Source organism: Novosphingobium sp. BL-S-33 (assembly GCF_056857025.1).
Map to the genome: position 1 here is coordinate 2673392 of NZ_CM166474.1, position 14064 is coordinate 2687455.

Sequence of the window (14064 nt, forward strand, 5' to 3'; positions counted from 1 at the left end):
AAATCCCCCTTCGTCGGCGTCATGGGAAAGTCACGCGGCACGCATAGTCGGCGTGGCGCGAGCCATGGAGCTGTACGAAAACGATGCCCTCCCCACCCCAGCGCCTGTCTCAAACCGTGCGAAAACCGCAGAACAAGCGGCTTCTGGCGTCGATCCACGATGTCGGCCCCGGCAGCGAACTCGCGGTGCTGCAACTGGTCGATCTGCTTGAGCGGCGGCTGGGCGGCCCGAACTTCGCCATGCTGGTGGTGCCCGATCACTGGGGCCGTCATCCCCTGAAGGCTGACAGAGCGTTTCAGGCGCGGCTGCGGGCATGGTCGGATCGCGGGATCGAGATGTTCGTCCACGGCTGGTTCCACAAGGACATGGCCGAACACGCCGACGCCGCCGCGCGCTTCAAGGCGAAGCATATGACCGCCGGTGAAGGCGAATTCCTCGGCCTGGACGATGCCACGGCCCTCGCCCGCATGCTGGAAGGCAAGGCATTGGTCGAGGACGTGATCGGGCGCGAGAGCGCAGGTTTCATCGCCCCGGCATGGCTTTACGGCGAAGGCGCAAGGACGGCGCTGCGCAAAGCCGATTTCGCGCTCTGTGAAGATCACTGGCGCGTCTGGGACGCCTCGACCGACGCGGTTCTGGCCAAGGGCCCGGTCATCACCTGGGCAAGCCGCTCGACGATGCGCACGGCCTCCTCGCTCGCCTTCGCAGGCCTGGCGCGTGCCGCGCTCGGGGTGCTGAGCACAGTGCGGATCGCCGTCCATCCGGGCGACGTGACCAAGACGTCGCTGCTCGACAGCATCGATGCGACGCTGAAGCGCTTCGCCGTCACCCACCGACCCGCGCGGTACGCCGAACTAAGGGCCAACCCCTAGCGGGCGTGACGCTTTGAATACGCTTTTCCGTCCGGAACATGACCGCCGCGCCGCCGTCACGAACCCGACATGGATCCCGAACAGTAACGCCACCTCGGAGAGGTTCTCCGCAAACGCCGTCTCGGAGCATCGCTCCGCAAGGGTCGCCACGAAGGAAATTGCACGCGCCGGCTGCGGATCGAGCCCGCCGGCGACGTCGGGGGAAATATGAAGGACAAGCTCAGGATCCTGATACCGATCCACAGCCTCGATCCGGGCGGTGTCGAACGTGTGGCCCTGGGGCTGGCCACGCAGTGGGACCGTGCGGGACATCAAGTGACGATTGTCCTCGGCCGCTCGGGCAGCAGCCATCTGACATCGGCGCCGGCACTGGATTACTGGAAACTGCCCGCGCCCTTCCCCACCGCCGCGTGGGAAACGCCGTGGATGATCCACTGCCTTCACAGCTACTTGCTCGAACATCGCGCGGACGTGCTGTTCCTTGCCGGGAACACGTATGCCGTGGTCGGCGCGGCTATGCGCGTCATGCTGGGCGAACGGGTGCCGCCGATGGTGCTCAAGGTCAGCAATGCGCTCCACCGGCCCGATATGTCGCCGCTGCTCCGGCGCGGCTATGGCGGCTGGCTGCGCGCGCAGGGACGGATGATCGACCGGCTGGTCGCGCTGTCCGAGCCGATGGCCCGCGAAATCCGCGAGACCACGCTGGCGCATCCGCGGCAGGTGGCGACGATCGCCAATCCGATCCTCTCCCGCCGCCGGCTGAGCGACCTCGGCAAGATCGAGCGAAAGCCGGCCTCGGCCTGGGGCACGCGCTATCTCACCGCCGGACGGCTGGTATCGCAGAAGAACCACCCGCTGATGCTGCGCGCCTTCGCGCGTGCGGCAAGGCCGGGCGACACGCTCACCATCGCCGGTGAAGGCCCCGAACGCGCCGCGATCGAGCGGCTTGCCGGCGAACTTGGCATCACCGCGCAGATCCGCCTGCCGGGCCATCTTGCCAGTATCGATCCGCTGCTGGCCGAAGCCGATGCCTTCGTGCTCAGTTCGGATTACGAAGGTCTGCCCGGCGTTGTCGTGGAGGCATTGGCGAGCGGGTTGCCGGTGCTCTCGACCGACTGCTGCGTATCGATGGCCTGCCTGCTGGAAAGCGGGCGAACCGGCCTGCTCGTGCCCATTGGCGACGAGGCGGCGTTCGCCGACGGGCTCGCCCGGATCCGCGAACTGCCGGGCGATCCCGCCCGGTCCCGAACGATTGCATCCCGCTACGAGATCGAAGGCGCGGCCGCGCGCTACATCGGCCTCATGGACGACCTGCGCCGCGAGCACGAGCGCAGCCGCATACGCATGCTCGACGAGAGCGCCTGGCTGCCGCCCTCGTCCTGGCAGCGCACCTTCTGAGCCCCCGCGCCCACCCCCGGAGAATCGCGTGAACGAATCCCTCGTCGCACTGGCACCACCAGCGCTGCCCCCCCAGGCCCCGCCAATCCAGCTGACGCCGCAAGACCGCACCTCCAATCGCGGCAAGCAGGCTCTTTTCTCGATCGCACTGTCGCTCGCGGTCATCGCCGCCGTCATCCATGAAATGGGCGGCCTCGAAATCGCGCGGATGCGGGCGATGATGCCCGTGAGTATCGGCTTCTGGCTGGTCTTCGCCGCCGGTTACCTTGTCACCCCGGCCAGCGAATGGCTGATCTTCAACCGCCTCTGGGGCATTCCGCCCGGCGGCATCCTCGCGCTGCTGCGCAAGAAGATCTACAACGAATTGCTGCTCGGCTATCTGGGCGAGGCCTATTTCTACACCTGGGCCCGCAAGCGCGTTTCGCTGACGGCGGCGCCGTTCGGCGCGGTGAAGGACGTGGCGATCCTCTCGGCGATGACCGGCAATGTCGTTACCATGCTGCTGGTGGCGATCATGCTGCCGATCGTCGGCATGACGCGGCTGGGGCTCGATTCGCGGATGCTGGTCTATTCGCTGGCGCTGCTGGTGGTGATCTCGGCCGCGACGATGCTGCTGCGCCGCAAGGTCTTCACGCTGCCGCGCTCCGAACTGGTGATGATCACGCAGGTCCACCTCGCGCGCATCGCCTTCACCACGCTGTCGAATGCGGTGATGTGGCACATCGTCCTGCCGCAAGTGCCGCTGAGCTGGTGGCTGTTCCTGGCGACGCTGCGCCTGCTCGTCTCGCGCCTGCCGCTGATGCCGAACAAGGACCTCCTGTTCGCCGGTTTCGCCGTGCTCGCACTTGGCAATCAGGGCGACATCGGCCCGCTGATGACGCTGATGGCAGGCCTGATCCTGGCGACGCACCTCGTACTGGGCGCGCTCCTCGCGATCCGTGACCTCGCCGCTCCCGAGGAGATCGCCGTATGAGCCTCTCGCTGTTGCTCCCGCTCGCCGCCGCGCTGATCCCTTCCACCCCCGACCTCGGCAAGGCCGAAGGCCAGTGCCGCGCGGGGGAACGCGGCCCGGCCTTCGAGGTCGAAGTGGTTGGCCTGAAAGACCGCGTCGGCAAGCTCAAGCTCGAAGTCTATCCGGCCAACGACAAGGATTTCCTGGCCGACGACAACGTGCTGGTCAGCGCGGGCAAGACCTTCCGGCGCGTGGAAGTTCCGGTTCCGGCAACGGGCAACCCGAAGCTCTGCGTGCGTCTGCCCGGGCCAGGCACATTCGCGGTCACCCTGCTTCACGACCGCGATAGCGACCGCAAGTTCAACTGGCGCGTCGACGGCATCGGCTTTTCCCAGAACCCCCGGCTCGGCTGGGGCAAGCCGAGCGTGCGCAGCGTCAGCACCGTTGCCGGCAGCGGCATGACCTCGCTGCGCATCGTGCTCAATTATCGCCACGGGCTGGGCGTCGCCCCACTCAACTAAGCCAGTACCGGTCGCAAGGATAACAACATGAGAATCGTTGACGTCTGCGCTTTCTACTCGCCGCAGGGCGGCGGCGTGCGGACTTATGTCGAGCAGAAGCTGCGCATCGGCCCCACGCTGGGGCACGAGATCGTCATCCTCGCCCCCGGTGACGAGGACGCGGTGATCGAGCGCGGGCCCGCCGCCCGCATCGTCACGCTCAAAAGCCCGCGCTTTCCCCTCGACCGCAAATACTGGTATTTCAACGAGGCGGGGCGTCTGCACGCCGCGCTCGACGCGCTGGAGCCCGATTTCGTGGAAGCCACTTCGCCATGGCGCAGCGCCTCGCTCGTCGCCGATTGGCCCTCGGCCACGCCGCGCAGTCTGGTCATGCATGCCGATCCGCTTTCGGCCTATGCCTATCGCTGGCTGGGCGACGTGTTTTCCCGCCAGACCATCGACCGGCAGTTCTCGGTATTCTGGGAGCACCTGCGGCGGCACTCACGCCGCTATGATTATGTCGTCTGCGCCAACAGCGACTTGTCCCGTCGTCTCGACGAAGGGGGCGTGCAGCACACGATGACGATCCCGATGGGCGTGGAGGCAGAATGCTTCTCGCCCGCCCTGCGCGATCCCGCCTTGCACGCGCGCCTGCTGGCGGACTGCGATCTGCCGGAAAGCGCCGCCCTGCTGCTGGCGGTGGGCCGCCTTGCACCCGAAAAGCGCTGGCCCATGGTGATCGATGCCGTCAGCATGGCCAGTCAGGAGACCCCGATCGGCCTGGTCATGCTGGGCGAAGGGCGTGAGCATCGCACGATCCTGCGCCATATCGCCGGAAACCCGCACGTGCGCCTGTTCGCGCCGGAGCGAGACCGGCTGGCTTTCGCACGGATCATGGCCAGCGCCGATGCGCTGGTCCACGGCTGCGAGGCGGAAACGTTCTGCATGACCGCGGCCGAAGCGCGGGCGAGCGGCGTCCCGGTGGTGGTCCCCGATGCGGGCGGCGCCGCCGATCACGCGCGCGATGGCGCCGGGCGGACTTATGCCGCCGCCGATGTCCACGCCGCCGCCGAAGCGATCCGCGCCGTCGTGCGTGATCGTCCGCGTCCGGCGGCAACCGCGCGGACCATGGACGAGCATTTCAACGACTTGTTCGCCGCTTACGAAAGCAGTCTCGTCAAGCGCCGGCGCGCGGCCTGATGCGGCGGCAGTGCATGCGTCCCGGGACGACCTTCCCGGAGCGCCTGTACGTCAGTCCTGCTCCCAGCCTCCGCCAAGAGCGATGAATACCGAGATCTGATCGTCCACCAGCGCCGCTTCGGCGGCTGCGTGGCTGACTTCGGTGGTCGCCAGATTGCCCTGCGCCGTCAGCAGCGAAAGAATGTCGCTGCGGCCGAAACGGAACAGCTTGGCCGCCTGCGCCTGCGATACGCCGGCGCTTCTGGCCGCACTGCCGAGGGCGGCGGCCCGGTCGGTATCGCGCGCATAGGTCTCCAGCGCCGTTTCCGTACCGCGCAGGGCATCGAGCACGGTGCCGTCGAATTTCGCCAGATCGACGTCGACTTGCGCATTCGCCTGATCGATCCGCGCCTTGACCAGTGGCCGGTTCGGGAAGCTCCAGTTCAGCATCGGCCCGAAGCTGAAGCCGAAGCTGTGCGTCTTGCCGATGTTTTCGAGCTTGCCGTCGTTGATGATCCCGCCGCCGATGCTGACGGTGGGATAGAGATCGGCCGTGACGACGCCGATGCGCGCGGTATCGCCCGCGATGGTGCGCTCCGCCTGCCGGATGTCGGGACGACGGCGGATCATCGCCGCGCCGTCACCCACCGGCATCGGCCTGCGCAAGGTGGGCAGCGCCGAACAGCTTTCGACATCGGCCGGATATTCCGCCGGTGGCCTTCCAAGCAGCGTCGCCAGCAGATAGAGCGCCGCCTTGCGCTTGGCCGCATAGCCCGGAAGGGTCGACTTGCTGGTCTCGACCGCAGTCCGCGAGCGGCTGGTGTCGAACGCCGTGCCGCGGCCACCGCGCTTGAGCCGGGTGGTGGCATCGAGCGTCTGCTGTTGCAGCTCGATCACCTTGCGGACGGTCGCTTCCTGATAGTTCGCGGCGCAGACGTCGGCATAGGCCTTGGTGGTCGCGGCGGCGACGCTGATGCGCACCGCGTCCCGCGCCGCCTCCACGGCCTCGCGGTCGGCAAGGCTGCTTTCGATGGCGCGCTTCAGCTTGCCGTTGAGATCGAGCGGATAGCTCAGCGCCAGGCCGAGATCGTAAGTCACCACGCCGGGCATGTTGGTGCCCACCGAGGTCAGCGTATAGTCGCGTTCGAGAGCGACATTGGCCTGGACTGTCGTTTCGAGGCCCTTCTCGCCGACATACTCGCGCACCACGGCATCGGCCTTGCGCAAGTTGGCATCGGCCGCGTGCAAGTTGGTATTGGCTTCCAGCGCCTGCTCGACCAGCGCGTTGAGGCGCGGATCGTCATAGAGGCGCCACCAGTGGTCGGGCAGCGGATCCTGCGAGAAGTAGGAGCCCTGCGCCGATGCGAAAGCACCGGTGGCACCCGGTGCGGTGGCGGCCGAGTTCTCGGGCGGCTTGTAATTGGGCCCGGCCACGCAGCCGCCGAGCAGCGCCAGCGCCCCCAGCGAAGCGGCGCCGAGAAGACGACCGGACATATGGCAGGCGGAGCGGATCACTTGGCATGCTCCGTCGGCGCGGCCGCAGCAGTCTGTGCGGGTGCGGGTTGTGCAGCGATGGTCTGGGCGGGGGCTGGCTGAGCCGGAGCGGCCGGAGCGCGCTGACCTGCCGGTTGCCCCTTGGCCGGAGCCTGATCGTGCTGTTCGATCGTCACTGTCGCGGTCCGGCCGACGATCAGCCGCACGCCGCTCGGCACCTCGGTCAGGCGGATGCGGACCGGGATGCGCTGGGCCAGACGGACCCAGGTGAACGTGGGATCGACGTTCGGCAGCAGGTTGTGCGAGTCCGTGCGGGTGGTGTCGCCAATGCCCGCCGCGATGCTCTCCACCACGCCCTTCACCGGCCGGGTCTCGCCCATCAGCACCACCGTAACCGGCGCGCCGACGTGGATGTGCGGCAGCTTGGTTTCCTCGAAATAGCCCTCGACCCGGATCGAATCGCGGTCGATCAGCGCCATCGCCTGACTGCCGGGCGCGACGAAGTCGCCCGGGTGCAGGTCAAGGTTGGTGACGGTGCCGTTGACCGAGGCGCGCACATTGGTGCGGGCAAGATCGAGCTTGGCCTTGTCCAGCGCGCTCAGCGACTGGTCGAGCGCGGCGCGCGCGGTGGCAACGGCGGCGACGTTCTGTTCATGGCTTTCGGTCGCGACCAGATCGCCCAGCGCAAGGTCGCGCGCAGCCTCGCGCTGCGCCTGGCCGAGCTTCGCCTGCGCGCTCTGCACCGCAGCCTGCGCCGCCTGCACTGCCAGCGAATAGCGCGGCCGGTCGATCACGAAGAGCAGGTCCCCCGCCCTCACCTCCTGATTGTCGCGCACCTCCACCGAGGTGACGAGACCGCCGATGTCGGGCGTGACCCGCACCACGTCCGCACGAACGCGGCCGTCGCGGGTCCAAGGGCTGTTTTCGTAATGATTCCAGAGCCAGATCGCCACCAGCGCGGCGATAACGACAAGCACGAGGGTCGCAAGGCTCGGGGCAATCCGGGCAAACAGGTTCTTCATTGGCGGAAACCGATCAGCGGAGCGGCCCAGACCAGAAGCCCGAGCACGAAGATGTAGAGGCACAGGTCAACCGCCGCACGATAAGCGAACAGGCGGTAGAAACCCACGAGATTGGCGATGCGCATGAGCATCAGCGTGATGATCGAGGCGATCACTGCCAGCACCAGCAGCGTCGGCACGAACACGCCGTCGAACGAGACTTCTCCCCTCATGCCGGAACCTGCGAAGCGGGGGTCATCGTGGAAGCGGCGATGGGCGCGGCATCGGGGAAGATGTTGCGGCGCAGGCTTACCAGCCCCAGCGCACCGGCGCGGCTGACATCGCGGTCCTTGTCCCGCAGTACCGCGTCCAGCGCGAGGTCGATGTCCTGGAGCAGTTCTGGATCGGCCGGTGCCGGGCGATCGGGCACGAGGCTGCGGTAATATTCGCCGACGCGCCGCAGCACGGCGGTGAGCGGGGCACTGCGTTCGGGCGACATGCCAAGGCGCAGTTCGCGCAGCTCGCCGATGGCGATGCCGGTGCGCAGATCGCGCAAGGCATCGTAGAGCGGCTTTCCGGGCGAGCGACCGGCCATGGCAAGGCGCGGGGCAAGTTGGGCAATTCGATCGAGCATACGGTTGATCCAGGCGCGCACGTCGGGCGGGGCTATGAGGTTGGAGCGTTCGGCAATGTCCATCCAGCCTGCCCGCAGCGTACGCCGGATGGCGCCCTCTGCCCCTGTCGAACTGAGCAGCCGGATCATGACGATGGCGTAGAGAATGCCGGTAAGCTGGGCGAGCGAGCCGTTCATGTAGCCGGCAAAGCCGCCAACGTAGCGATCCGCCACCAGCACCGGAGTACCGAGCCCGAGCAGCAGCGGCACCGCGATACCGCCGAAGCGCGGCGATTGCATGAGCATGCCCAGTATCAGCAGCATCGGCGCCATGGCGGCGGCGAATTCCAGGTAGCCATCGAGCCGGGGCAAAATCACGAAACCGTAGAGCATGCCGAGCAGCGTGGCGATGAAAGTGCCCACGAAGAACGAGCGCAGCGGTGCCAGTGGATCGGGCGCGGAGGCAAACAGCGCGGTAAAGACGCCGGCCAGCATGATCGCGGTGCCGCCGTCGTGCCAGCCGCTGTAGATCCACATCACGCAGCCCACCACGATAGTGATGAAGGCACTGAGCGCGCCTCGAACGGCGCCGCCGAAATCGAGGTGAAGCTCACGCCCGCGCCGCCCTTCGAGCAATGCTGCCGTGCGCCCGCTGACCGGGCGAGTGGTGGGCGATGCCAACTGCTCGGCAAGGTCGCGGCAATCGCGGTGAGCGCCGATCAGGGTCGCCAGGCGGGACAGCAGGCTGAGCAGGATCAGGTCGTGCCAGGACGCCCCTTCGCCGACTTGCGGCTCCAGCGCTGCGCAGCGCGTACGCAAGGCCTCAGCCTCTTCGCTCCTGCGCGCGATATCCATGGAATCGAGCCGGGAAAACCAGTCGCGCGTATCAGCCAGCAGGGTGGCCACTTCGGCGGGGCCGCCTCCGGATTCATGAAGCTGGGCGATACGGTCGGCAACCGCCGCACCCAGCGGCATGATCAGCGAGAGCTGGTCCTGCAAGGCGCGGACCGTGCGGATGCGAGGCGCGATCCGGGTGCTCTCATAAGGAAGGTGGATCGAGAGCTGATGCAGTTCGGTCACGTCGAGCGCCAGTCGGCGGCGCTCCCTGTCGACCGAAGGATCAACCTCGATCTGCAGCGAATCGCCCGACCACCGCTCGGCATCGGCCAGGATCGTCGAAACGCGGTGAAGCAGGAAGGCCGAGACCGACTGCGGCAGCACCAGCGCGTGGACGAAGCTGCCACACAGGATGCCGATGGTGATCTCCTGCACGCGCAGGGCCGCAGTGGTGAAGATCAGTTGCGGCGTATCGACGCTGGGCAACACGATCAGCACGGCCGTGTAGCCCGCCAGAACCGAAGCATAGGCGCGCGGCGTGCGATCCAGCAGCGAGATGAAGACGCAAATTGCCAGCCAGCTCCCGATAGCCAGCGTGAGCAGTTCCGGCGCGTGGACCAGCGGCGGCACCATGATGACAGCCACGGCCGCGCCCACGAATGTACCCATCACGCGGAACACCGCCTTGGACACGACCGCGCCCGCCAGCGGCTGCGCGACGATGTAAGAGGTGAGGAATGCCCAGTAAGGACGGTCGAGCCCGATTGAGAGCGCGATATAGACGGCCAGAATCGCGGCGGCGTACGCCTTTACCGAAAACAGCGCTGTATCGAGTCCAAAGCGCGTGGTCATGGCTTGCCGCTGCTCTCGGCCACGCGAACAGCGATCCGGTCAAGAACCGCCACCGTGGTTTCAAGGTCTTCATCAGAAATGCCATCGAGCAGACCCGCGCGCAATGCATTGAGTCGCGTATCGATTCTTTCTGCCAGCGCGGCGCCTTCGGGCGTCAGCGCAAGGTGTTTGGCGCGGCGGTCGCTCTCGTCGGCAATGCGCTCGATCAAGCCTGCGCCTTCGAGCATATTCAAGGTGCGCACCAGCGACGGCTCGGTCACGCCGACGACACGCGCCAGTTCCCCCTGCCGCACAGTTTCTCCAAGACGCAGCAGATGCACCAGCGCCCAGCCCGAGGAATTGGATATCCCGAGCGAGGACAGCGCATCGTCCGCCAATTGTAGCCATGAGCGCGAGATCGGGCCCAGCCTTGTGGCAAGGGCCCGCTCACGCAACCGTCGTTCCTGCATGCGCGGTCCTTAGCACGCTAACTAATGGCAGCAAGTCACTCCAAGGGAGATATTATTGCAAGTAATGCAAGCGAATAGGCAACTGTCCCCCTCACCACCCACGCTGCAAATGCGAAGGATCGTTCGGACCATGGGCGCCCGAACCGGCCGCCTTGCAGAATATCTGCGCGCAGGAGGGCTGGTGCGAAGCCGGAAGGCTCGTTAAGCCTCGGGAAAATCGGTCGCTCTCAATCCCTCCTTGCCGGAGATCGCGCTTGCGTCATCCCTCGCCTTTCCGCCGAATCACTGCCCTTGCACTGGCACTCGCCCTCACCGCTCCGCTGGTTCCGGAAGCTCAGGCATGGGCCGAGGCGCCCGTCGATGTTGCCGTTGCGAAGGCTGCGCGCCCGCAACAATCCGCCACAACGCGCCATGCCATGGTCGCCGCTGCGAACCCGCTCGCGGTCGAGGCCGGGGTCGAGGTTCTGCGCAAGGGCGGCTCGGCGGTGGACGCCGCGGTGGCGATCCAGGCGGTGCTGGGGCTGGTCGAGCCGCAAAGCTCGGGCCTCGGTGGCGGCGGCTTCATGATCTTCTATGACGCGAAGACGAAGCAGGTCACGGCCTATGACGGGCGCGAGATGGCGCCGATGGGGGCGAACAACCACCTCTTCGTCGATGATAGCGGCAAGCGCCTGCCCTTCTTCGATGCGGTACTTGGCGGCATTTCGACGGGCGTGCCGGGTGCCATCGCCATGCTGGACATGGCCCACCGCGATCACGGCAAGCTCGAATGGGCCGGCCTCTTCGACAAAGCGCACACGCTGGCAGAGGATGGCTTCATCGTCAGCCCGCGCCTGGCCGGGATGATCGCCTCGAAGGCGCCGCAGGCCTCCGCGCCCGATGCGGTGCGGTACTTCACCAAGGCCGACGGCACGCGCTATGTCGCCGGAGACCGCCTGCGCAATCCGGACTATGCAAAGTCGCTGGAGCGGATCGCCCGGTTCGGTGCCTCGGGCCTGCTCACCGGCCCGATCGCGCAGGACATTGTTGCCCGCCTTCATGAAGGCTCGCGCCCCAGCACGATGACGCTGGCCGACCTTGCCGCCTATCGCCCGCATTCGGGCCCGGCGCTCTGCACTCCCTACCGCACTTATGTGGTCTGCACGCCGCAGGCGCCTTCCGGCGGCCCGGGCCTGCAAATCGCGCTCGGCGTGCTGGCTCATACCGATATCGACAAGCGCTCCGCCACCGACGAGAAAGCCTGGTTCCAGTTCGCGCAGGCCAGCCGCCTCGCCTATGCCGACCGCGACCGTTACGTTGGCGACCCGGCTTTCGTGAAAGTGCCGATCTCCGGCCTGCTCGCGCCGGACTACCTCAAATCCCGCGCCGCGCTGATTGGCGAAAAGGCCGGCCCGATCACCTTCGGCATGCCGGAAGGCGCCCCTGTCAACGGAGCCGACGCCACGGCCGAGCCGGGCGGCACCAGCCACTTCGTGATCGTCGATACGCAAGGCAACGTCGTCTCGATGACGACCACGGTCGAAAGCATCTTCGGTTCGGGCCGGATGGTCGACGGCTTCTTCCTTAACAACCAGCTGACCGACTTCTCGTTCTCGCCCACCGACGATGACGGCGCCCCGGCTGCCAATGCCCCCGCGCCCGGCAAGCGCCCGCGTTCCAGCATGGGCCCGGCAATCGTGCTGACGCCGCAAGGCAAGTTCGTGGCGGCCGCAGGCTCGCCCGGCGGCTCTGCGATCCAGGCCTATAACCTGAAAGTGCTGGTTGCCCTGCTCGATTGGCACATGAGCCCGCAGGACGCGGTCTCGCTGCCCAATCTCGTGGCGAAGGGCGACACTTACAGCGCCGACGTGTTCCCCGATCCGATCATGGCCGCCCTTGCCGCGCGCGGCATGCCGCTGTCGACCAGCCGGGGCGAGGAATCCGGCCTGCAAGCCGTGATCGTGACGCCGAAGGGGTTTGTCGGCGGTGCCGATCCTCGGCGTGAAGGCGTGGCGCGAGGCTTTTGATAAAGGGGCTTCTGATGCGGGTGGCTTGAGCGGCGGCGTCTGGCCACGCATAGTCGCCCGCAATGAATCAGACCGCATCCGCCATCCCGCTCGGCCAGCTTGCCGTCACCGATCCTGCTCGCGCCGTGCCTTTGCTGCGCGAAGCACTGGCACGACAGGGTGAGGATCCGCGCGCGCTGCGGCTGCTCGGTCAGGCGCTGCGCAAGCTTGGCCGCGACGGCGAGGCAGAACTGGCCGAGAATGCGGCGATCCGCGCCTCGGTGCGCGATCCGGAACTGATCGCCATCGCCCATGCCCTCCTCGCGAACGACCTGCCCGCCGCCGAGGCGGGTTTGCGCCAGCGCCTGTCAGCCCAGCCGCGCGACGTGGCCGCGATCCGCATGATGGCCGAACTCGCCGGGCGCATCGGCCGTTATCGCGACGCCGAGACATTGCTGTACCGCGCCCTTGACCTCGCACCCGGCTTTGCGGCGGCGCGCGCCAATCTGGCAATCGTACTCTACAAGCAGAACCGCTTTGCCGATGCGGTCGCGCAGCTCGATACCGTACTCGCCGACAACGCCGCCAATGCGGGCGATCTCAACTTGCGTGCCGCAGCGCTCGGCCGGATCGGCGAATACGAGGAGTCGCGCCGGATCTACCGTGAGCTGCTCGAAAGCTTCTCCGATCACGCCAAGCTCTGGATGAGCTATGGCCACATCCTCAAGACGCTGGGCGAACAGGGCGAGGCCGTCACCGCCTATCGCCGTTGCATCGTGCTCGAAGCCACGATGGGCGAGGCGTGGTGGAGCCTTGCCAATCTCAAGACCGTGCGCTTCGACGACGGCGATCTTGCCGCGATGGAAACCGCGCTTGCAACCGGCGGCGCACTTTCGCGAGAGGATGAACTCCACCTTCACTTCGCGCTGGGCAAGGCCTGCGAGGAGCGCGGGGAGACCGAAACGGCCTTCGCGCACTATGCCAAGGCCAATGCGCTGCGCAGCATCGACCTGCAGCATGACCCTGACGCCGTGACCGAACAGGTGGACGCGGTGGTCAAAACCTTCACCCCCGCCCTCGTCGCAGCCCATGCCGATAAGGGCGAACTTTCGGCGGATCCGATCTTCATCCTCGGCATGCCGCGCGCGGGATCGACGCTGATCGAACAGATCCTCGCCAGCCACTCGCAAGTCGAGGGGACGATGGAACTGCCCGACATTCCTGCGCTGGCCATGCGCGAGGCGCAGGCCACCGGCGGCAAGCCGCGCGACTGGCCGGCCGCGCTCGCCGCGATGGCGCCGGAGCGGCTGGCCGAACTCGGCGCGGAATTCCTTGATCGCACGCGCATTCAGCGCAAGACGGACAAGCCCTGCTATATCGACAAGCTGCCCAATAACTGGGCCTATCTCGGCTTTATCGCGCTGACCTTACCCAATGCGAAGATCATCGACGCGCGGCGCGATCCGCTCGATTGCTGCGTGTCCAACTTCCGTCAGCACTATGCCAAAGGGCAGGCCTTCTCTTACGACCTTGCGCACATGGGGCGGTATTATGCCGACTACGTGCGCGCCATGCGGCACTACGATACTGTCATGCCCGGCCGCGTCCACCGGGTCATTCACGAGCGCCTGCTCGACGATCCCGAAACCGAAGTGCGTGCCCTGCTCGATCACCTTGGCCTGCCGTTCGAACAGGCCTGCCTTGAGTTCCACACCAACACCCGCGCGGTACGCACTGCGTCGAGCGAGCAAGTGCGGCGTCCGATCAACCGCGACGGCGTGGGGCAATGGCGGGCTTACGCGGAATGGCTGGCCCCCCTTCGCGCAGCATTAGGCGATTTGCCGGATACTTACGCGCTTTCCTGAACGCTTTGTTCATGTTGCACAAATGCAATAGGTGCAGTGCAACATGATTGTCATCCGAAAGGCCTAT

The 14064-nt window shown here is 66.6% G+C and carries 12 protein-coding genes; 7 read left to right on the forward strand and 5 right to left on the reverse strand.

Annotation, left to right across the window (positions count from 1 at the left end; all coding sequences use genetic code 11):
* Window positions 1–83: 83 nt before the first annotated feature.
* The 5 genes from AC1VVM_RS12510 (at window position 84) to AC1VVM_RS12530 (ending at window position 4922) form a co-directional block, all read left to right on the forward strand.
* Window positions 84–872, forward strand: a complete 789-nt coding sequence (locus AC1VVM_RS12510; protein ID WP_482955114.1) for a DUF2334 domain-containing protein — start codon at window positions 84–86, stop codon at window positions 870–872.
* A gap of 207 nt (window positions 873–1079) precedes the next feature.
* Window positions 1080–2270 carry a glycosyltransferase gene (locus AC1VVM_RS12515; RefSeq protein ID WP_482904181.1) on the forward strand — a complete coding sequence of 397 codons (1191 nt, stop codon included), beginning with the start codon at window positions 1080–1082 and terminating at the stop codon, window positions 2268–2270.
* A 28-nt stretch (window positions 2271–2298) separates the two neighbouring features.
* Complete coding sequence (locus AC1VVM_RS12520; protein ID WP_482904182.1) at window positions 2299–3243, forward strand: hypothetical protein; 945 nt, start codon at window positions 2299–2301, stop codon at window positions 3241–3243.
* Window positions 3240–3743 carry a DUF2141 domain-containing protein gene (locus tag AC1VVM_RS12525; RefSeq protein ID WP_482904183.1) on the forward strand — a complete coding sequence of 168 codons (504 nt, stop codon included), beginning with the start codon at window positions 3240–3242 and terminating at the stop codon, window positions 3741–3743. Before AC1VVM_RS12520 ends, AC1VVM_RS12525 begins: the two co-directional genes overlap by 4 nt.
* A 27-nt stretch (window positions 3744–3770) precedes the next feature.
* Window positions 3771–4922, forward strand: coding sequence for a glycosyltransferase (locus AC1VVM_RS12530; protein WP_482955115.1), 1152 nt, complete (start codon window positions 3771–3773; stop codon window positions 4920–4922).
* A gap of 51 nt (window positions 4923–4973) precedes the next feature.
* Here the strand turns inward: AC1VVM_RS12530 and AC1VVM_RS12535 are convergent, their stop codons facing one another.
* The 5 genes from AC1VVM_RS12535 to AC1VVM_RS12555 are packed head-to-tail and all read right to left on the reverse strand — an operon-like array spanning window position 4974 to window position 10075.
* Window positions 4974–6395 (reverse strand): efflux transporter outer membrane subunit, encoded by a 1422-nt coding sequence (locus AC1VVM_RS12535; RefSeq protein ID WP_482956349.1) that lies wholly within the window; start codon window positions 6393–6395, stop codon window positions 4974–4976.
* A gap of 17 nt (window positions 6396–6412) precedes the next feature.
* On the reverse strand, window positions 6413–7417 hold the full coding sequence (locus AC1VVM_RS12540) for an efflux RND transporter periplasmic adaptor subunit (protein ID WP_482955116.1): 1005 nt from the start codon (window positions 7415–7417) through the stop codon (window positions 6413–6415).
* Complete coding sequence (locus tag AC1VVM_RS12545) at window positions 7414–7629, reverse strand: DUF1656 domain-containing protein (protein ID WP_132385438.1); 216 nt, start codon at window positions 7627–7629, stop codon at window positions 7414–7416. Before AC1VVM_RS12545 ends, AC1VVM_RS12540 begins: the two co-directional genes overlap by 4 nt.
* Window positions 7626–9698 (reverse strand): FUSC family protein, encoded by a 2073-nt coding sequence (locus tag AC1VVM_RS12550; protein WP_482904186.1) that lies wholly within the window; start codon window positions 9696–9698, stop codon window positions 7626–7628. Before AC1VVM_RS12550 ends, AC1VVM_RS12545 begins: the two co-directional genes overlap by 4 nt.
* The gene (locus AC1VVM_RS12555; protein ID WP_482904187.1) at window positions 9695–10075 is read right to left on the reverse strand and encodes a MarR family winged helix-turn-helix transcriptional regulator; all 381 of its coding nucleotides are present in this window, start codon (window positions 10073–10075) and stop codon (window positions 9695–9697) included. The genes AC1VVM_RS12550 and AC1VVM_RS12555 overlap by 4 nt, the downstream gene beginning before the upstream one ends.
* Window positions 10076–10401: 326 nt before the next feature.
* On the opposite strand from AC1VVM_RS12555, the gene ggt reads away from it, so the two are divergent.
* Window positions 10402–12153: a gamma-glutamyltransferase gene (ggt, locus tag AC1VVM_RS12560; RefSeq protein ID WP_482904188.1), complete on the forward strand. Its 1752-nt coding sequence runs from the start codon at window positions 10402–10404 to the stop codon at window positions 12151–12153.
* 62 nt (window positions 12154–12215) lie between these two features.
* Window positions 12216–13997 (forward strand): tetratricopeptide repeat-containing sulfotransferase family protein, encoded by a 1782-nt coding sequence (locus AC1VVM_RS12565; RefSeq protein ID WP_482904189.1) that lies wholly within the window; start codon window positions 12216–12218, stop codon window positions 13995–13997.
* The last annotated feature ends 67 nt before the right edge of the window (window positions 13998–14064 follow it).

What these genes read in the sequence shown, in the direction of transcription:
- AC1VVM_RS12525 (WP_482904183.1), top strand. Translation starts at nt 3,240, where the DNA reads ATGAGCCTCTCGCTGTTGCTCCCGCTCGCCGCCGCGCTGATCCCTTCC.
- AC1VVM_RS12535 (WP_482956349.1), bottom strand. Translation starts at nt 6,395, where the DNA reads ATGTCCGGTCGTCTTCTCGGCGCCGCTTCGCTGGGGGCGCTGGCGCTG.
- AC1VVM_RS12565 (WP_482904189.1), top strand. Translation starts at nt 12,216, where the DNA reads ATGAATCAGACCGCATCCGCCATCCCGCTCGGCCAGCTTGCCGTCACC.
- AC1VVM_RS12510 (WP_482955114.1), top strand. Translation starts at nt 84, where the DNA reads ATGCCCTCCCCACCCCAGCGCCTGTCTCAAACCGTGCGAAAACCGCAG.
- AC1VVM_RS12550 (WP_482904186.1), bottom strand. Translation starts at nt 9,698, where the DNA reads ATGACCACGCGCTTTGGACTCGATACAGCGCTGTTTTCGGTAAAGGCG.
- AC1VVM_RS12530 (WP_482955115.1), top strand. Translation starts at nt 3,771, where the DNA reads ATGAGAATCGTTGACGTCTGCGCTTTCTACTCGCCGCAGGGCGGCGGC.
- AC1VVM_RS12540 (WP_482955116.1), bottom strand. Translation starts at nt 7,417, where the DNA reads ATGAAGAACCTGTTTGCCCGGATTGCCCCGAGCCTTGCGACCCTCGTG.
- AC1VVM_RS12515 (WP_482904181.1), top strand. Translation starts at nt 1,080, where the DNA reads ATGAAGGACAAGCTCAGGATCCTGATACCGATCCACAGCCTCGATCCG.
- AC1VVM_RS12545 (WP_132385438.1), bottom strand. Translation starts at nt 7,629, where the DNA reads ATGAGGGGAGAAGTCTCGTTCGACGGCGTGTTCGTGCCGACGCTGCTG.